The sequence below is a fragment of the Thiobacillus sp. genome (assembly GCF_024708915.1).
Window position 1 is genome coordinate 1 of record NZ_JANJXQ010000056.1, and the last position, 17,181, is coordinate 17,181.

The following is a 17,181-nucleotide window of genomic DNA, read 5'->3' on the forward strand; positions in this document are numbered from 1 at the left end:
CAACTGCCGCTTCATCAGTTCCAGCAGACGCTCGCTGTCCTCGGGCGTGGACATGTCGGCGGCGGCGAGCAGGGTTTTCAGCGACTGCAGGATATTCTTCACGTCGTGCGTCAGCCGCGCGCCGGTGTCGTGGATCGCCTGACTGTAGGCCTGCTCGCGCAGGGTCTGTTCGCGCACCTTGGCGGCGTAGAAATAGCCCAGCAGCTGCGACAGCAGCCGCACATGCAGCGCCAGCGCCGGAGTGAGCGGACGCGCGGATTGCCAGTTGAGGCTCAAGCCATGAAACGCATGGCTGACGGCGTGTTCGGCGGGCTCGCCGAAACTGCCTTCGCCGCGTGCCGCCTGCCAGCTTCCGCCGCGGATCCAGGTCAGTTCGTGCAGGTCGGCCAGCGCATCACGCACGAAGGATTCCGGATCGCGCTCGCGCTCGGCCAGCGTCGCCAGGCGTTGCGCCCAGCCCTCGAACGGCAGCCCCACCGACAGCAGATAACGCGAAGTGAGCTGCCCCAGTCCGGCAAACCCGGCACGCGGATTCCACAGCCACGACAAGGTCAGCAGCAGCGCCGCCATCCCCAGCAGGGTCTGCACCAGCGCCCACGCATAACTCACCCCCGCCACCGCCACCACGGCAAATACGCCCAGCGCCATCACCATGATGAGCAGCGACAGCATCAGGCCGTAGATGAAATCGAGCGTCGACGAGGCGCCGCGCTGGCGGCTGACCGGCAGGAACAGGATCACCAGCGGCAGCAGCGGCAAGCCGTAGCGCACCGCGGCTTGCAGCGCATCCGGCAGCCCGGCGCCGCCCAGGCTTTGCGGCAGCACCCAGGCCAGCAGCAGCGCCAGCAAATAGGCCAGCGCGAGCAGGTAGGCCAGCCGCTGGCTGCGCGCGTTTTGCGACGCCGCCACCGCGCCCACCAGCCCCGCCAGAATCGCCAGCCACAGCGCCATCACCCAGGTGCCGTCGACCAGCACCAGCAGCGCCGCCATGGCGAACACCGGCAGCGCGAGGCGCGGCTCGATGCGCGCCTCGCTGCGCACCAGCGGCTGCCACAGTAGGAACAGCCCGTAATGCGCCAGCAGGAAGGCGCGCGTCACCGCCGCTTCGGCGTCGAACACCACGGCGGCGTGCAGCGCCAGCAGCATCAGCGCCAGCCAGCGCCCAGGCGCCACCCGCGTGAAAAAACCGACCAGCGCGGCCAACCCGGCCTGCCGCGGCCTATTCTCAGCGGACTCGGTCATATCAGGCCACGACGCGGGAAATTCAGCATGACACTGCTATCGGCAATCCATCGGGGAAATGCAGTCCGGCTGCGGCTATGCGCAATAAAAATCTGACGGAATTCCGGCGAGCGCGTCGTATTTTCATCAATCCAGGCCGGGGCAATGCACATTTAATCTCGTTTTTTTATTTTAAATCAATCAATTATGAACATCGATTCGGTGGCATGCATTTTGCAAAAAAGCACGTCAGGCAATAACACAACGGAGCCTTCCACCATGCCGCAGCCCCACTTCCCGCAGCGCCAGTCGGGTTTCACCCTGATCGAGATCGCCATCGTGCTGGTCATCATCGGCCTGCTGCTCGGCGGCATTCTAAAGGGCCAGGAGTTGATCACCAGCGCCCGGGTCAAGAACATCATTGCCCAGATTGACGGCACCAAAGCCGCGTTCTTTGGTTTTCAGGACCGGTATCGTGCCTTGCCGGGCGATTTCAGCGCCGCCGCCACGCAGATCGCCGGCGCCGCTCAGAACGGGAACGGCGACGGGGTCATCAGTACCTCAGAATCGATCGCTGTGTGGGACCACCTTTCGCATGCCGGCTTCATCAATGGCACCTACGTTTACAACGCGACGGAAAGCGCGGCCACCACACCCAATAATCCTTATGGTGCCCGCATTCAACTGATCAATGACGACACGTACGCTGATACAGGCACGGCGACGTCCCGGCTGAACCTCAAGACCGGCCCCCAAATCCCGGCGGCCATCCTGGCCGAAATCGACCGCAAGATCGACGACGGCAACGCGCTTCGAGGCAGCATGCGCTTCTCGGTCTACGCTGCCGGCGGCACAGCACCGACCGCCGCCAACTGCTACAACACCACTACCGGCGAATGGTCCGGCGGCAGCGGCGAAACCAACTGCGGGGCTGCCATCCTCTTCTAACCCTACAGCACCCTGAATTCCGCTGTCGCCACCCTGGATCCGGGTATCGGCCGGGGATCCACCCCCTTGATCCCCTGGCGCCGGATCGCCACCACTTCCGCCAGCAACCCGTCCAGCGCCAAGTCTTCCAGGCTGCGCCCCACCGCGGCCGAGCCCGGCGTAACCAGCATGGTATGCAGGCGCGGCAGGCTGAATTCCAGGCCGATGGAAAACATCAGAAACACCACGCCGAACTCGGCCAGGCAACGCTCTTCCTCGCTGTCCGGAATCCATCCCGGCGCGAACGGGCCGATGGCGATTCCGTTCACCAGGTAGCCGAGCATGGTCGGCAGCCGCAAGCAGGATCAGCACGAGCTGGAGGCTGCTATGCATACGATCTTTCATGGGCTTCAGCCCATAGTAAAGTCGCCCCCCTGCCCGGCATCAAGGAAAGCGCGGTCGGAAAGGCAGGCTTTAGTATACTTGCCGACCATGCACCCCCACTCCACTTCCCCCGAACATTTGCTGGTACTGGCGCGCCAGGTACTCGACATCGAAGCCGCCGCGCTGCGCGCCGTGTCCGACCGTCTCGACGCCGGCTTTGCCGACGCCGTGCAGCTGATCCTGGCGTGCAGCGGCCGCGTGGTGGTGTCGGGGATGGGCAAATCGGGGCACATCGGCAGCAAGATCGCCGCCACCCTGGCGTCCACCGGCACCCCCGCCTTTTTCATGCACCCGGGCGAAGCCAGCCACGGCGACCTTGGCATGATCGCGCCCAACGACGTGGTGCTGGCGCTGTCGAATTCGGGCGAGAGCAACGAAATCGTCAGCATCGTGCCGCTCATCAAGCGGCGCGGCGCCAAACTCATTGCGATGACCGGCAACCCCGGCTCGACCATGGCGCGCGAGGCCGATGTGCATCTCAATGCCGGCGTCGACAAGGAAGCCTGCCCGCTCAACCTGGCGCCCACCGCCAGCACCACCGCGGCGCTGGCACTGGGCGACGCGCTGGCGGTGGCATTGCTCGACGCGCGCGGCTTCTCGGCCGACGATTTTGCGCGCACCCACCCCGGCGGCAGCCTGGGGCGGCGGCTGCTCATCCATGTGCACGACGTCATGCACACAGGCGACGCGCTGCCGAAGATCGACAGCGCCGCATCGCTCAAGCTCGCCCTGCTCGAAATGACGCAAAAAGGGCTCGGCATGACCGCCGTGGTCGACGCTGCCGGCAAGGTGGCGGGGGTATTCACCGACGGCGACCTGCGACGGGCCCTGGAGCACGCGCTCGATCTGCAGCAGGCGCAGGTGGTCGACCTGATGACCCGAAACCCCAAGACAATCCGTGCGGACGAACTCGCCGTGGCGGCGGTAGAAAAAATGGAAACGCTGAAAATCAACGGCCTGCTGGTGGTCGACGCCGACAACACGCTGGTGGGCGCGCTCAACATGCACGACCTGCTGAAAGCGGGGGTGGTTTGATGGCTGCCGACGGGATGAATGCGGCGCTGATCGCCCGCGCACGGAAAATCAGGCTGATCGCATTCGACGTCGATGGCGTGATGACCGACGGCACCCTGTTCCTGGCCGACGACGGACAGGAATACAAAGGCTTCAATTCGCTCGACGGCCACGGCTTGAAAATGCTCAAGAGCAGCGGCGTCGAGCTTGCCATCATCACTGGACGCAGTTCGCGGGTGGTGGAACACCGCGCCAGGAATCTCGGCATCGAGATCGTCCATCAGGGCGCGCACGACAAGCTGGCGGTCTATGAAACGCTGTGCCGCGAACTCGGCATCGCCTGCGAAACCACCGCCTACATGGGCGACGACGTCGTCGATCTGCCGGTGATGCGGCGCGCCGGCCTGGCGATCACCGTGCCCGCAGCGCCCGATCTGGTCAAGGCGCACAGTCACCTGGTCACCACCCGCGAAGCCGGGCGCGGCGCGGTGCGCGAAGCCTGCGAGCTCCTGATGCGCGCGCAGGGCACGCTGGACGCGGTGCTGGCACCTTATCTGAAATGACGCACCGTGCACGCGCCGCCGGTTCGAGGGCGATATGATCGCGCGGGGGTCGTTATGGCTTCCGCTGGCCATGTTGCTGCTGCTGGCTGCGCTCAGTTTCTGGATCGAGCGTTCGGTGGAACTGCCGGACAGCGACACTCCGTCGACCCAGACCGATCCCGAAGGCATCATGGAAAACTTCGATGCGCTGCGCACCGACCTGGCAGGCAACCCCCACTATCGCTTGTCCGCCAGGAAGCTCAAGCATTATTCCGGCAGCAAACGCACCGAACTGGAGTCGCCCCGCTTCATCCAGCTGGGCGTGCAGGCCGGCGAAGTGAGCGCAGAGGCGCGCGAGGCCACGGTCTCGCCCGACGGCCACGAGGTGGACCTGCGCGGCAACGTCATCGTGGAACGCGCCGCCCGCCCGGGACAATCCGCCATGTTGCTGCGCACCGAACGGCTGCTGGTTTTTCCCGAACGCGACCAGCTGCGCGCGCCGGGCGCGGTGGACATTCGCGATGCCACCTCGAACTTGCGCGCCAGCGCCATGGAATACGACGCCAGGCAACGCGTCATCAAACTGACAGGACGGGTGCAGGCCCGTTATATTTCCGGAAAAAGCTAAGAGCTGAGTTGACGCCATGCAAACATTGAAAACAGGAGTTTATGCGGTTCTGTGCGCCGTCCTGCTGATCTCGCCCGCCCACGCCGAGAAAGCCGACCGCGACAAGCCGGTCAACCTCGAGGCCGACACGGTCACCCTCGACGACATCAAGAAAATCAGCGTCTACCAGGGCAATGTGATCCTGAGCCAGGGCACGCTGATGCTGCGAGCCGACCGTGTGCAGGTGACGCAGAATGCCGGCGGGCTCGACAAGATCAGCGCCGTCGGCCGCCCCGTGGCGTTCCGCCAGAAGCTCGACGGCCGCGATGAATTCATCGAGGGATTTTCCGATCGCATCGAGTTCGACAGCGCCAGCAGCCAGCTCGAACTGATCGGCCAGGCCCGCTTGCGGCGTGACGGCGACGAACTGCGCGGCGCGCAGATCTCCTACAACGCCGACACCGAGTTCTACAAGGTCGTCGGCCAGCCCGGCGCCCAGACCCCGAGCGGCCGCGTGCGCGCCGTGATCCGCCCGAAACCGCGCGCCGAGCAGCCCGCCGCCAAGCCATGAGCCGAATTTCCGCCCAAGGCCTGCGCAAGACGTATGGCAAACGCACCGTGGTGCACGACGTCTCCTTCGAGGTCGAAAGCGGCGAAGTGGTCGGCCTGCTCGGCCCCAATGGCGCCGGCAAGACCACCTGCTTCTACATGGTGGTCGGACTGGTCGCAGCCGATGGCGGCAGCGTGCAGATGGACACCCACGACCTCACCCACATGGCGATCCACCAGCGCGCGCGGCTGGGGTTGTCCTACCTGCCGCAGGAGCCGTCGATATTCCGCAAGATGACGGTGGAGGAAAACATCCGCGCCATTCTGGAACTCAAGCCTTACAGCAAGGACGAGCGCGACGAGCATCTCAACAATCTGCTCGAGGATCTGCACATCGAACATCTGCGCGATGCCGCCGCGGTCAGCCTGTCCGGCGGCGAGCGCCGCCGCGTCGAAATCGCCCGCGCGCTGGCGATCAACCCGCGCTTCGTTCTCCTCGACGAGCCCTTCGCCGGGGTCGACCCCATCGCCGTGATCGATATCCAGAAGCTGGTGCATTTCCTGATCGAGCGCGACATCGGCGTGCTCATCACCGACCACAACGTGCGCGAAACCCTCGGCATCTGCGACCGCGCCTACATCATCAACGAAGGCCGCGTGCTGATCGCCGGCACACCCGACCTCCTCATCCAGGACGACAACGCGCGCAAGGTCTATCTGGGTGAAAATTTCCGCCTGTAGGCGCGACCTGCACTGCGGAACGCGGTACACTCGGCTCAAGTCGGCACGATTTTTGCCGTAGTCGAGACTCATGAAACACAGCCTTCAACTCAAACTCGGTCAACACCTTGCCCTGACGCCGCAACTGCAGCAGTCGATCCGGCTGCTGCAGTTGTCGACGCTGGAATTGAACCAGGAGCTGGAGCAGATACTGCAGGACAACCCGCTGCTGGAACGCGAGGACGAAGACGAAGCCGGTTACGCCGTTGCCGACGCACCAGCGCATACCGCCGAAGCCGAAACGCAAAGCACGGAAACGCCTGCGCCGGAAAATGTCGAATCCGAACCATCCACCGCACTGGACGATGCCGACTGGAACGACTACAGCGCAGCGAGCGGCGACGACGAAGACAACGACTATGCGCAGGGCTCGGTTTCGGGCGCGACCTTGCGCGAACACCTGCTGAACCAGTTGATCGTCAGTCCGCTCACCCTGCGCGACCGCACCCTGGTCGCCGCACTGATCGACGACCTCGACGAAGCCGGTTTCCTCACCCAGCCGCTGGCGGACATCGTCGTCGGCCTGCAGGCCGAACTCGAAGAACTCGAACCCGAAGAAGTCGAGACCGCGCTCAAGCATCTGCAAAACATGGATCCGACCGGAGTCGGCGCACGCAATCTGGCCGAATGCCTGACCCTGCAACTGCGCGCCCTGCCGCCCGACACCCCGGTGCGCGATGCGGCCATGCGTCTGACCACGCATTATCTCGATCTGCTGGCCGCACGCGACGTCGGCAAGCTGAAGAAAATGCTCGGTATCGACGACCTCACGCTGCGCGCCGCCCGTTCCCTGATTCTTTCGCTCAACCCGCGTCCGGGTGCAGCTTTCGGCGCCGACGAAACACACTACGTCATCCCGGACGTGTATGTGCGCAAGGTCAAGGGCATGTGGATCGCCAGCCTCAACGCCGACGCCATGCCCAAGCTGCGCGTCAACCGCGTCTATGCCGACATCCTGGCGCGCCACCGCGAGTCCGGCGGCAGCCAGCTGGCCAGCCAGCTGCAGGAGGCGCGCTGGCTGATCAAGAACGTGCAGCAGCGCTTCGACACCATCCTGCGCGTTTCGCAGGCTATCGTCGACCGCCAGAAACATTTCTTCGAGCACGGCGAGGTGGCGATGCGGCCGCTGGTGCTGCGCGAGATCGCCGACGTGGTGGAGCTGCACGAATCGACCATTTCGCGCGTCACCACGCAAAAATTCATGATGACGCCGCGCGGGCTGTACGAACTGAAATATTTCTTCGGCAGCCACGTCGCCACCGATAGCGGCGGCGCCTGCTCGTCGACCGCCATTCGCGCGCTCATCAAGCAACTGGTCGCCGCGGAAAACGGCAAGAAACCGCTGTCCGACGGCCAGCTGGCCGAGGTGCTCGGCCAGCAGGGCATCGTGGTGGCCCGCCGCACGGTTGCCAAGTATCGCGAATCGCTGCAGATCCCGCCCGCCAACATGCGCCGCGCGCTTTGATCGCAAAGGCTTTTCGCGCGGCGCCCGCCCGAAAAGGCGCCCCACGCTTGAATGTGTCCGGCTTTCGCTCCACAATGAAATCGAGCGTGACGAATCGCTCCTGAAGCCGGAACAGAACACCGGCACTCAGTATTTTTCAGCAGACTCTAGGAGGCTCTATGAATTTGAAGATTTCCGGTCATCACCTGGAAGTGACCCCAGCCATCCGCGACTATGTTTCCGAGAAGCTCGACCGCGTCAAGCGCCATTTCGACCACGTCATCAACCTGAACGTCATCATGCAGGTGGAAAAGCTGGTGCACAAAGCGGAGGCCACATTGCACGTCAAGGGCCATGATTTCCATGCCAGCAGCGAAGACGGCAACATGTACGCCGCGATCGATCTGCTGGCCGACAAACTGGACCGCCAGATCGTCAAGCACAAGGAAAAAATCTCGGATGTCCATCAGGACGGCGGCAGTTTGAAGCATCAACCGACGGAAAGCGCCGCCTGACGCCGAACCGCTTGCATCAAGGCCACGCGTGCCGGAGGCAGTTTGCCGCCTCCGGGCGTATAATCTGCAGGTGCCGGATTTTCCAACCGGCTTTGCAACCGGCATGAACCTAATCGCCCCCCTCATCACCCCCGACACCACCTTGCTGGATGTGAGCTTTACCAGCAAGAAAAAACTGTTCGAACACGCAGCCGAATTGTTCGCCAGAACCCACGCGCTCAAGGCCTCGGATATTTTCACCAGCCTGTTCGAGCGCGAACGCCTCGGGTCGACCGCGCTCGGCCACGGAATCGCCATTCCGCACGGCCGCATCAAGGGCCTGAAGGAGGCCGGCGGCGCATTTTACCGGCTGCAAACCCCGCTGGAATTCGACGCCCCCGACAACCAGCCGGTTTCCCTGTGCTTCATCTTGCTGGTTCCCCAGGACGCCAACGAACGCCACCTGCAAATCCTCGGGGAGCTGGCGCAGCTGTTCGGCGACGACGCCATGCGCGCGAAAATGCTGGCCGCCGCCGCCCCGCACGACCTCATTGCGCTGCTCGGCGCATGGACGAGCTAAGCTGCGTTTCGGTTGCAACCCTGTTCCGCGACATGGCGGAACAGCTTGGCCTGCAGTGGGTGGCCGGACTCGACGGCGGCCAGCGCATCCTGTCCTCCGAAACCATCCAGAAACCGACCCTGGCCCTCATCGGCCACCTGAATTTCGTACACCCGAACCGGGTGCAGGTACTGGGACCCGCCGAAATGGATTACCTGCGCGGCCTGTCCGAATCCGGCCTGCAGGAAGCCATCGACCACCTGTTTTCGACCGAACTCGCAGCCATCGTCGTCTCCAACGGCGAAACCGTGCCGCCCCTCTTGAGCGATAGCGCAGAACGCACCGCAACGCCGTTATTCACCTCGAACCTCGCCAGCCCGATCCTGATGTCCTATCTGGGGCATTACCTGACGCAGCACCTGGCCGACGCCACGTCGATCCACGGCGTGTTTCTCGAAGTCCTCGGCACCGGCGTGCTCATCAAGGGCGACGCCGGGGTCGGTAAAAGTGAACTGGCGCTGGAACTCATCACGCGCGGACATCGGCTGGTCGCCGACGACGTGGTCGAATTGAGGCATGTCGCGCCGGAAACGCTGGAAGGCAATTGTCCGCCGCTGATCCGTGACTTTCTGGAAGTGCGTGGACTCGGCATCCTCAACATCCGCTACCTGTTCGGCGAAACGGCGGTCAAGCTGCAAAAGAACCTCAAGCTCGTCGTCGAACTGGTGCATCCGCAGGAAATCGGCGAAGTCGGCCTCAACCGGCTCGATATGGTGGCCTCCACCGAAACCATCCTCGACGTCGCCATTCCCAAGGTGCGCATCCCGGTAGCGGCGGGCCGCAACCTGGCGGTGCTGGTCGAAGTGGCAGTGCGCAATCACATTCTGAAAAGCCGCGGCATCAACCCGGTCGAGCAGTTCATCCGGCGCCAGCAGGCCGCCATCGATGGGGGCGACTGAGATGCAGATCGTGCTGGTTTCAGGCCTGTCGGGCTCGGGCAAAAGTATCGCCATCGCGGTATTGGAAGACGTTGGCTACTACTGCGTCGACAACCTGCCGCTCGCCATGCTGCAGCCGCTGGTCGACTACCTGAAGCGCGAAGGCCACGAGCGCATCGCCATCGCCATCGATGCGCGCAGCGGCGCAAGTTTCACGCAGCTGCCGCTAATCGCCGAAACGCTGCGCAACCAGGGCGCCGATCTGCGGGTGATCTTTCTCGAAGCGAAAACCCTGTCGCTGGTCAAACGCTTTTCCGAAACGCGGCGGCGGCACCCGCTGTCCAGCGACAGCGTTTCGCTGCAGGAGGCCATCCAGCTCGAACGCGAGACGCTCGCCGAGATCGCGCCGCTGGCGCACCGCATCGACACCAGCGACCTCTCCGCCTCGGCGCTGCGGCTATGGATCAAGGACCTGATCGGCCAGGACCGTTCGCGCATCACCCTGCTGTTCGAATCCTTCGGCTTCAAGCACGGCATTCCGCTCGACGCCGATCTGGTGTTCGACATACGCTGCCTGCCCAATCCGCATTACGTCGCCGAGTTGCGTCCGCTCACCGGGCGCGACCGGCCGGTGCAGCACTTTCTCGAAGCCAGCGCCGACGCCATGGCGCTGCTGGCCGACATCCGCGGCTTTGTCGAAAACTGGCTGCCGTGCTTCATCCGCGACCACCGTGCCTACCTGACCGTGGCCATCGGCTGCACCGGCGGCCAGCACCGCAGCGTCTATTTCGCCGAAACGCTGGCCGCCGCCTTCCGCGAACGCGAGCAGGTGCTGGTGCGGCACCGCGAACTGAGCTGATGCTGCTGCGTGCCGGCGATATCGGCGTGCTGCTGGCGGGCGGCGGCATCGTCGTCGCGCTGGCGGTGTTTGCCTGGAGCGGGGGACGCGGCGACACCGTCGTCATCCGTGCCGCCGGGCAAGTGGTGGAAACCACGGCGCTCACCCACGCGCAAAGCATTGCCGTTGACGGCCCGCTCGGCACCACGCGGATCGAAATCGAACCCGGCCGCGCCCGTGTGGCGGCCGATCCTTCGCCGCGCCAGTTGTGCGTGAAGCAGGGCTGGCTCACGCAATCGGGGCAGGCGGCCCTGTGCCTGCCGAATCAGGTCAGCCTCGAAATCCGCGGGCATGCCTCGGCCTATGACACACTCGGCTATTGAGTTGCCCGTCACCGCGGACGACCGCCGCATCGCGCGGCTGGCGGCACTGGCGATCGGCCTGACGCTGGCCGAAGCGGCGATCCCCAGCCCCATCCCGGGGGTGAAACCCGGACTCGCCAACATCGTCGTCCTGCTGGTGCTGCTGCAGCACGGCTGGCGCGCGGCGGCCTGGGTATCGGGTTTGCGCGTGCTGGCCGGCAGTCTGCTGCTGGGCAGCCTGTTTGCGCCGGGCTTCTGGCTGTCGGCGGCCGGCGCGCTCGCCAGTCTGGCGGTGCTGGCACTGGCGCGCCACCTGCCCGCGCGCGCATTCGGCCCGGTCAGCCTGTCAGTGCTGGCGGCGTGGGGGCACATCGGCGGACAGCTTGCACTGGCAGGCGCATGGCTGCTGCCGGGCGCAGCGCTCATCAAACTGCTGCCGGTGTTTGCCGCCGCCGCGCTGGTTTTCGGTGCAGTCAACGGCGTCATCGTGGCGCGCCTGCTTGCCGCTCCGGAAGCGGACGGGCAATCGCCGCCCGGCATCGCAGCGGGCGCCCGCAAGCGTCAGGTGTGATCCGTATAGCCTGATCGGGGCGGCAGAGTAGATTATTGGCGGCATCCAAGCGACAATTCGCGCCATGCACCCGCCCCTCAATACCGTCACCCTCGCGCTTTCCGGCGCTTCCGGCATGGCCTATGGCCTGCGCCTGCTCGAATGCCTGCTGGCTGCCGACCTGAATGTTTACCTGCTGGTATCGCAGGCCGCCCACCTCGTCGCCAAGCAGGAGCTCGGCGTGACGCTGCCCGCACGCGCGGGCGATCTCGAGAAGCAGTTGTCCGCAGCCCTCCGTGCAGGCGACGGCCAGCTGCGCGTGTTTGGCCGCGAAGACTGGAATGCCCCGCTCGCGTCGGGCTCCAACCCGGCCGACGCGATGGTGGTGTGCCCGTGCTCGATGGGCACGCTCGCCGCAATCGCGCACGGCCTCTCCGACAACCTGATCGAGCGCGCCGCCGACGTCATGCTGAAGGAACAGAAGAAGCTGATCCTCGTTCCGCGCGAAGCGCCGTTTTCCACTCTGCACCTGGAAAACATGCTGGCGCTGTCGAGGATGAACGCCGTCATCCTGCCCGCCAACCCCGGCTTCTATCACTGGCCACAAAGCGTCGAGGATATCGTCGACTTCGTCGTCGCGCGCATCCTCGATCAACTGGGCATCCAGCACGCGCTGATGGCGCGGTGGGGCGACGACCATTGAGCGCCACGCCCAGCCAGGCCAGGTTGCCGCTATTCCCGCTCAATACCGTGATCTTCCCGGGCGGGCAGCTGCCGCTGCGGATTTTCGAGCAGCGCTATCTCGGCATGGTCAAACAGGCCATTGCCGAAAGCACGCCGTTCGGCATCTGCGCCATTCGCGAGGGCGCCGAGAGCGGCCCCCCTGCCGTTCCCTACCCGGTCGGCACGCTTGTCCGCGTCACCGACTGGGACATGCCGCAAACCGGCATCCTGCATATCGGCACCCAGGCGCAGGAACGCTTCGTCATCCGCAGCACCCATACCGAGCCCGGCGGCCTGCTGATCGGCGCGGTGGAAGCCGTCAGCAGCGAGGCCGCCACCGCGGTCCCGGAAGAACTGGAACTTGCCGTCGAGATCCTGCGCCACATCATCGACGAATACGGCGACACGCGTTTCCCCGCGCCGCACGAATTCGACAACGCCGTATGGGTGGGCTACCGGCTGTCCGAAGTGCTGCCGCTCAAGCTTTCCATCAAGCAGAGTCTGCTGGAAATGAATGACAGCGTGACGCGTCTGCGCATCCTCACCGAATTCCTCAGAAAGCAGACCAACTGATGGCACGCTTCTATCCCGTACTCGAAGCCAGACACCGTGCTTTCATCGCCGCACAGAAACTGTTCTTCACTGCCACCGGCACCGCCGCCAGCCGCATCAACCTGTCGCCCAAGGGAATGGACAGTCTGCGTGTGCTTTCCGACACCCGCGTCGCCTATCTCGACCTCACCGGCAGCGGCAACGAAACCGCCGCCCATCTGGCGCACGATGGCCGCATGACACTGATGTTCTGCAGCTTCGACGCCGACCCGCTGATACTGCGGCTGTATGGACGCGGCCGCGCCGTGCGCCGGCAGGATGCCGAATGGGGCGAGTTGCGCCGCCATTTTCCCGCTCTTCCCGGCGAGCGCCAGCTCATCGTCCTCGACATCGAATCGGTACAGACCTCGTGCGGTTACGCCGTGCCAAGGTACACCTACGCAGGCGAACGCGACACGCTGGCACGCTGGGTCGACAAGAAAGGCCCGCTCGGCCTGCTGGATTACTGGCGCGAAAAGAATCAACTCAGCATCGACGGTCTACCCACCGGTTTACTGGAGGATGCATGATGAAAGCGACCCTGATTCCGCTCGTATTGATCCTGGCCGGCTGCGATCCCACCCCGCCGCCACACCCGGAAACCGAACGCACCCCCAGCCCGGCATTCGCAACGCAGGCTCAGGCGCTGGAAAAAGCGCGCGCGGTGGAAGCCCGGCTGATGGATGCGGCGGAGGCGCAGCGCACGCAGACGGAAAGCGCGACGCCGCCGTAAGTAGGTGTCACGCGGCCAGCAGCCGCTGCACCACCGCTCCCGCCAGCATCAGACCGAACAGCGGCGGCATGTAGCTGATGGTGCCGTTGACCGCGCGGGCACGGCCGCGCCCCTCGACCGGCTGCGGCGGCAACGGGGCGCGCCCGGCTTCGTCGGAAAACACGGTGAGCACGCCCCTGGAGATGCCGCGCTTGCGCAGACGCTTGCGCATCACCGAAGCGAGCGGGCACATGCTGGTTTTCGAAATATCGGCGATCCGGATGCGGCCAGGGTCGAGCTTGTTGCCGGCGCCCATGCTGGACGCCACGCGCAAGCCGCGCTCGACGCTGCTGGCGACCAGCGCGACCTTGCAGTTGAGCGAATCGATGCAATCGATGACGAAATCGACATCGCCAGGCACGATCCCGGCCACGGTTTCGGGAATCAGGAATTCGCGGATCACGCTGAGTTCGCAGGCCGGGTTGATGTCGCGGATGCGCGCTGCCATCAGCTCGGCTTTCGACTGTCCGACCGTGGACAGCAGCGCGGGCAGCTGGCGATTGATGTTCGATATCGCCACGACGTCATGATCGATCAGGGTCAACCGCCCCACCCCCGCACGCGCCAGCGCCTCGGCACAATACGAGCCGACGCCGCCCAAACCGGCCACCAGCACGTGCGCATTGGCAAGCCGCGCCTGCTCGCCGGCATCGAGCAGAATCCGGGTACGTTCAAATTGCGGCGGCAAGACTGCGTCCATCGGCTAAAATTCCCTCATGGTCAAATGGCTGGTCACACTCGTTCTGGCATTATTGGTTTTGGGGCTGCTCACCCCCTGGCTCAACCGCCTGGGGCTGGGCCGGCTGCCCGGCGACGTCCAGATCAAGCACAAGCGGGGCGTATTCTACTTCCCCTTTACCAGCGTCATTCTCATGTCGCTGGCGCTCTCCCTGCTGGTTTACCTGCTGGGCCGATGAATCGAACGCCCGCCCCCATGTTGCCTGCACCGAAATGAACAAGGCATTCGTAAAAGAAACCGATGCCCCGGATGCCGATGAAGATGATCTCATCGCGCCGGCGCTGCCCGCCGGGTCGAAGAACTACATGACGCCCGCAGGTTACGCACAGCTGGACGCCGAGTTCAATCAGCTGTGGAAAGTCGAGCGGCCCAGGCTGGTGGAAACCATCTCCTGGGCCGCGAGCAACGGCGACCGCTCGGAAAACGGCGATTACATCTACGGCAAGAAGCGGCTGCGCGAAGTCGACCGCCGCATCCGCTTCTTGTCCAAGCGGCTGGAGCACGCCGAGGTTGTCGACCCCGCCTCCCGCGAGGATACCGATCAGGTATTTTTCGGCGCCACCGTCACCGTCGCCGATCGGGACGGCAGCGAATCCACCTATGCCATCGTCGGCATCGACGAAGCCGACGCCGGACGCGGCCGCATTGCGTGGATATCACCGATGGCTCGCGCACTGCTGAAGGCGCGCGAGGGCGACAGCGTCAGCGTACAGACCCCGGATGGGTGGCGCGAGGTTGATATCGTCGCGGTGCGCTACGTCGCGCTGGACTAGGGCCAGGGGTCAGGAAAGGATTCAGGCTATCCACTGACCCCTGCGATCAGTTCAACGCACTCGCCAGCAGGCGCCGGTAACGGCTCACCAGTTCGCCGCCGCCCAGCAGGGTGAATACCGACAGCAGGGTTTTGCGGCCGATGTCGTCCTCGAAGCCGCGGTCACGGCGGACGATTTCCAGCAGCTGCGCCATGCCAGGCTCGAACCGGCCGGCCGCCACATACAGGTTGGCGAGCCTCAGCCGCGCCTCCAGATCGTTTTCATCCGCCGCCACCCGCGCGTTCAGCGCAGCTTCGTCTGCGTCCGCCGTGCCGACGAACTGTAGCCGGGCCTTGAGTTGCGGCGCACGCGGGTCGGCGTCGTCCGGCACGCTCGCGAGCAGGCGGCGGGCTTCGTCGGCTTCGCCCAGATCGAGCATGATTTCGGCGGCATCGAGCCGTACGCCGACATGGGCGGGGGCGATTCTTGACGCATCGGCCAGCCGCTGCAGCGCGGTCGTGGCATCGCCCGCAAGGCGCAGTTCGGCGGCCTGCGCACGCAGCTCGTCCGCCGGACCCGGGACGAGGCGGTCGAGAAAGGCGCGTACCTCGCCTTCCGGCAGCGCGCCGGAAAACTCGTCGACCGGTTCGCCGTCGATGAAGGCCTTGACGCTGGGAATGCCGCGCACGGCGTAACGCGCAGCGAGTTCCTGATTGTCGTCGGAATTGATCTTGGCGAGCAGAAACTTGCCGCCGTATTCCACAGCGAGTTTTTCCAGGATGGGTTTCAGCGACTTGCACGGGCCGCACCAGGGCGCCCAGAAATCGACCACCACCGGACGCCGCTTCGATTCTTCGAGGACGTGTTGCTGAAAGTCGGCAAGGCCGACGTCGAGTGCGTGTTCGGACATGGTGACTCCGCTTCGATCGCCGGACTGCATCGATCCGGCTTAAATAGACTGCCTTAAATCTGCCTGGCCAGCTCGGCCGCCATTCCGGTATAGGACGCCGGCGTCAGCGTTTTCAGGCGCGCCTTCTCGGCATCCGGAATCGTCAGGCCGTCGATGAAGCCATGCAGCGTGTCGCGCGTCATGCCGGCCTTGCCGCGCGTCAGCGCCTTCAGTTGCTCGTAGGGATTGGCCACGCCGTAACGCCGCATCACGGTCTGGATCGGTTCGGCCAGCACTTCCCAGTTGGCGTCGAGATCGGCGGCGAGCGCAGCCGGGTTGGCTTCGAGCTTGCCGAGTCCGCGCAGGCAGGATTCGTAGGCGAGCAGGCTGTAGCCGAAACCGACGCCCATGTTGCGCAGCACCGTGGAATCGGAGAGATCGCGCTGCCAGCGTGAGACCGGCAGCTTTTCAGTCAGATGCCGCAGCACTGCGTTGGCCAGCCCCAGATTGCCTTCGCTGTTCTCGAAGTCGATCGGGTTGACCTTGTGCGGCATGGTCGAAGACCCCACCTCGCCTGCCTTGACCTTCTGCTTGAAATAGCCGACCGAGATGTAGCCCCATACGTCGCGGTTGAGGTCGACGAGGATGGTGTTGGCGCGCGCGATCGCGTCGTACAGTTCGGCCATGGCGTCGTGCGGCTCGATCTGGATGGTGTAGGGATTGAAAGTCAGTCCCAGCTCCATGACGAAGCTGCGGGCGAAGCCTTCCCAGTCGAGATCGGGGTAGGCCGACAGGTGCGCGTTGTAGTTGCCGACCGCGCCGTTGATCTTGCCCAGCAGCTCGACCGAGCCGATGGCATCCCACGCCCGCCGCAGGCGGTAGACGACATTCGCCAGCTCTTTGCCGACGGTGGTGGGCGAAGCGGGCTGGCCGTGGGTGCGCGACAGCATCGGCAGGTCGGCCAGCTCGTGCGCCAGATCGCTCAGGCGTGCAATCAGTTTTTCCAGCGCCGGCAGCAGCACGCCGTCGCGCGCGCCCTTCAGCATCAAGGCATGCGACAGGTTGTTGATGTCTTCCGAGGTGCAGGCGAAATGGATGAACTCGGCTACCGCAGCGATTTCTGCGTTGGCCGCGGTTTTTTCCTTGAGGAAATATTCCACCGCCTTGACGTCGTGGTTGGTGGTCGCCTCGATGGTTTTGACGCGCTCGGCATCGGCTACCGAAAACGTATCGGCGATGCCGTCGAGCAAGGCGATGGCCGCGGCAGAAAACACCGGCACCTCGGCGATGGCAGGCTCGGCGGCGAGCGCCTTCAGCCATTCGATCTCGACGATGACGCGATATTTGATCAGGGCATACTCGCTGAAGAAATCGCGCAGCGGCGCGGTCTTGCCGCCATAGCGGCCATCGAGCGGAGAAAGTGCGGTCAGTGCATTGAGTTCCATC

At 64.6% G+C, this 17,181-nt stretch carries 24 protein-coding genes and 1 pseudogene; 19 read left to right on the plus strand and 6 right to left on the minus strand.

Annotated elements, in window-relative coordinates; genetic code table 11:
* Positions 1-1,242: sensor histidine kinase (locus Q0L94_RS04420; RefSeq protein ID WP_296750444.1), on the minus strand; the 1,242-nt coding region annotated here is incomplete at its 3' end.
* Positions 1,239-1,394: a hypothetical protein gene (locus Q0L94_RS04425; RefSeq protein WP_296750446.1), complete on the minus strand. Its 156-nt coding sequence runs from the start codon at positions 1,392-1,394 to the stop codon at positions 1,239-1,241. The genes Q0L94_RS04425 and Q0L94_RS04420, both read right to left, overlap by 4 nt.
* A gap of 106 nt (positions 1,395-1,500) precedes the next feature.
* Between Q0L94_RS04425 and Q0L94_RS04430 the strand changes: the two genes are divergently transcribed.
* The gene (locus tag Q0L94_RS04430; RefSeq protein ID WP_296750448.1) at positions 1,501-2,169 is read left to right on the plus strand and encodes a prepilin-type N-terminal cleavage/methylation domain-containing protein; all 669 of its coding nucleotides are present in this window, start codon (positions 1,501-1,503) and stop codon (positions 2,167-2,169) included.
* 167 nt (positions 2,170-2,336) lie between these two features.
* Here Q0L94_RS04430 and Q0L94_RS04435 read toward each other — a convergent pair.
* Positions 2,337-2,541: pseudogene (locus Q0L94_RS04435) on the minus strand (cation:proton antiporter); the annotation flags it as partial.
* Positions 2,542-2,640: 99 nt separating this feature from the next.
* Here Q0L94_RS04435 and Q0L94_RS04440 point away from each other — a divergent pair.
* From Q0L94_RS04440 to Q0L94_RS04515, 16 genes are all read left to right on the plus strand, one after another.
* On the plus strand, positions 2,641-3,627 hold the full coding sequence (locus Q0L94_RS04440) for a KpsF/GutQ family sugar-phosphate isomerase (RefSeq protein WP_296750497.1): 987 nt from the start codon (positions 2,641-2,643) through the stop codon (positions 3,625-3,627).
* Complete coding sequence (locus Q0L94_RS04445) at positions 3,627-4,169, plus strand: HAD-IIIA family hydrolase (RefSeq protein WP_296750450.1); 543 nt, start codon at positions 3,627-3,629, stop codon at positions 4,167-4,169. The genes Q0L94_RS04440 and Q0L94_RS04445 overlap by 1 nt, the downstream gene beginning before the upstream one ends.
* A gap of 34 nt (positions 4,170-4,203) precedes the next feature.
* The gene (gene lptC, locus Q0L94_RS04450; RefSeq protein WP_296750453.1) at positions 4,204-4,776 is read left to right on the plus strand and encodes an LPS export ABC transporter periplasmic protein LptC; all 573 of its coding nucleotides are present in this window, start codon (positions 4,204-4,206) and stop codon (positions 4,774-4,776) included.
* A gap of 16 nt (positions 4,777-4,792) precedes the next feature.
* Positions 4,793-5,326: a lipopolysaccharide transport periplasmic protein LptA gene (gene lptA, locus Q0L94_RS04455; RefSeq protein WP_296750456.1), complete on the plus strand. Its 534-nt coding sequence runs from the start codon at positions 4,793-4,795 to the stop codon at positions 5,324-5,326.
* Positions 5,323-6,045, plus strand: coding sequence for an LPS export ABC transporter ATP-binding protein (gene lptB, locus Q0L94_RS04460; protein WP_296750459.1), 723 nt, complete (start codon positions 5,323-5,325; stop codon positions 6,043-6,045). Before lptA ends, lptB begins: the two co-directional genes overlap by 4 nt.
* Positions 6,046-6,115: 70 nt before the next feature.
* Positions 6,116-7,549, plus strand: coding sequence for an RNA polymerase factor sigma-54 (locus Q0L94_RS04465; protein ID WP_296750462.1), 1,434 nt, complete (start codon positions 6,116-6,118; stop codon positions 7,547-7,549).
* A gap of 158 nt (positions 7,550-7,707) precedes the next feature.
* On the plus strand, positions 7,708-8,043 hold the full coding sequence (raiA, locus tag Q0L94_RS04470) for a ribosome-associated translation inhibitor RaiA (RefSeq protein ID WP_296750464.1): 336 nt from the start codon (positions 7,708-7,710) through the stop codon (positions 8,041-8,043).
* 103 nt (positions 8,044-8,146) lie between these two features.
* Positions 8,147-8,602, plus strand: a complete 456-nt coding sequence (locus tag Q0L94_RS04475; protein WP_296750467.1) for a PTS sugar transporter subunit IIA — start codon at positions 8,147-8,149, stop codon at positions 8,600-8,602.
* A complete protein-coding gene (gene hprK / locus Q0L94_RS04480) occupies positions 8,590-9,540 on the plus strand; it encodes an HPr(Ser) kinase/phosphatase (protein ID WP_296750469.1) in 951 nt (316 codons plus the stop codon). The genes Q0L94_RS04475 and hprK overlap by 13 nt, the downstream gene beginning before the upstream one ends.
* Position 9,541: 1 nt before the next feature.
* On the plus strand, positions 9,542-10,378 hold the full coding sequence (gene rapZ / locus Q0L94_RS04485; RefSeq protein ID WP_296750499.1) for an RNase adapter RapZ: 837 nt from the start codon (positions 9,542-9,544) through the stop codon (positions 10,376-10,378).
* Positions 10,378-10,740 (plus strand): NusG domain II-containing protein, encoded by a 363-nt coding sequence (locus Q0L94_RS04490; protein WP_018077782.1) that lies wholly within the window; start codon positions 10,378-10,380, stop codon positions 10,738-10,740. The genes rapZ and Q0L94_RS04490 overlap by 1 nt, the downstream gene beginning before the upstream one ends.
* A complete protein-coding gene (locus Q0L94_RS04495; protein ID WP_296750472.1) occupies positions 10,721-11,290 on the plus strand; it encodes a Gx transporter family protein in 570 nt (189 codons plus the stop codon). Before Q0L94_RS04490 ends, Q0L94_RS04495 begins: the two co-directional genes overlap by 20 nt.
* 64 nt (positions 11,291-11,354) lie before the next feature.
* Positions 11,355-11,972: a flavin prenyltransferase UbiX gene (locus Q0L94_RS04500; protein WP_296750474.1), complete on the plus strand. Its 618-nt coding sequence runs from the start codon at positions 11,355-11,357 to the stop codon at positions 11,970-11,972.
* A complete protein-coding gene (locus tag Q0L94_RS04505) occupies positions 11,969-12,565 on the plus strand; it encodes an LON peptidase substrate-binding domain-containing protein (RefSeq protein ID WP_296750477.1) in 597 nt (198 codons plus the stop codon). The genes Q0L94_RS04500 and Q0L94_RS04505 overlap by 4 nt, the downstream gene beginning before the upstream one ends.
* Positions 12,565-13,113 (plus strand): pyridoxamine 5'-phosphate oxidase family protein, encoded by a 549-nt coding sequence (locus Q0L94_RS04510; RefSeq protein WP_296750479.1) that lies wholly within the window; start codon positions 12,565-12,567, stop codon positions 13,111-13,113. The genes Q0L94_RS04505 and Q0L94_RS04510 overlap by 1 nt, the downstream gene beginning before the upstream one ends.
* Positions 13,113-13,316, plus strand: a complete 204-nt coding sequence (locus tag Q0L94_RS04515) for a hypothetical protein (protein WP_296750482.1) — start codon at positions 13,113-13,115, stop codon at positions 13,314-13,316. The genes Q0L94_RS04510 and Q0L94_RS04515 overlap by 1 nt, the downstream gene beginning before the upstream one ends.
* A gap of 7 nt (positions 13,317-13,323) precedes the next feature.
* Here Q0L94_RS04515 and Q0L94_RS04520 read toward each other — a convergent pair whose 3' ends face one another.
* On the minus strand, positions 13,324-14,055 hold the full coding sequence (locus Q0L94_RS04520; protein WP_296750484.1) for a tRNA threonylcarbamoyladenosine dehydratase: 732 nt from the start codon (positions 14,053-14,055) through the stop codon (positions 13,324-13,326).
* 16 nt (positions 14,056-14,071) lie between these two features.
* Here Q0L94_RS04520 and Q0L94_RS04525 point away from each other — a divergent pair, with 16 nt between their 5' ends.
* Entirely contained in the window at positions 14,072-14,272 is a 201-nt protein-coding gene (locus Q0L94_RS04525; protein ID WP_296750487.1) for a DUF2905 domain-containing protein, read from the plus strand.
* Between the two features lie 34 nt (positions 14,273-14,306).
* Positions 14,307-14,867: a transcription elongation factor GreB gene (gene greB, locus Q0L94_RS04530; RefSeq protein ID WP_296750490.1), complete on the plus strand. Its 561-nt coding sequence runs from the start codon at positions 14,307-14,309 to the stop codon at positions 14,865-14,867.
* A gap of 46 nt (positions 14,868-14,913) precedes the next feature.
* Here greB and Q0L94_RS04535 read toward each other — a convergent pair whose 3' ends face one another.
* Both Q0L94_RS04535 and purB read right to left on the minus strand, forming a co-directional pair.
* Positions 14,914-15,756 (minus strand): co-chaperone YbbN, encoded by an 843-nt coding sequence (locus tag Q0L94_RS04535; protein ID WP_296750492.1) that lies wholly within the window; start codon positions 15,754-15,756, stop codon positions 14,914-14,916.
* A gap of 53 nt (positions 15,757-15,809) precedes the next feature.
* Complete coding sequence (gene purB, locus Q0L94_RS04540; RefSeq protein WP_296750494.1) at positions 15,810-17,180, minus strand: adenylosuccinate lyase; 1,371 nt, start codon at positions 17,178-17,180, stop codon at positions 15,810-15,812.
* Position 17,181: the final 1 nt, after the last annotated feature.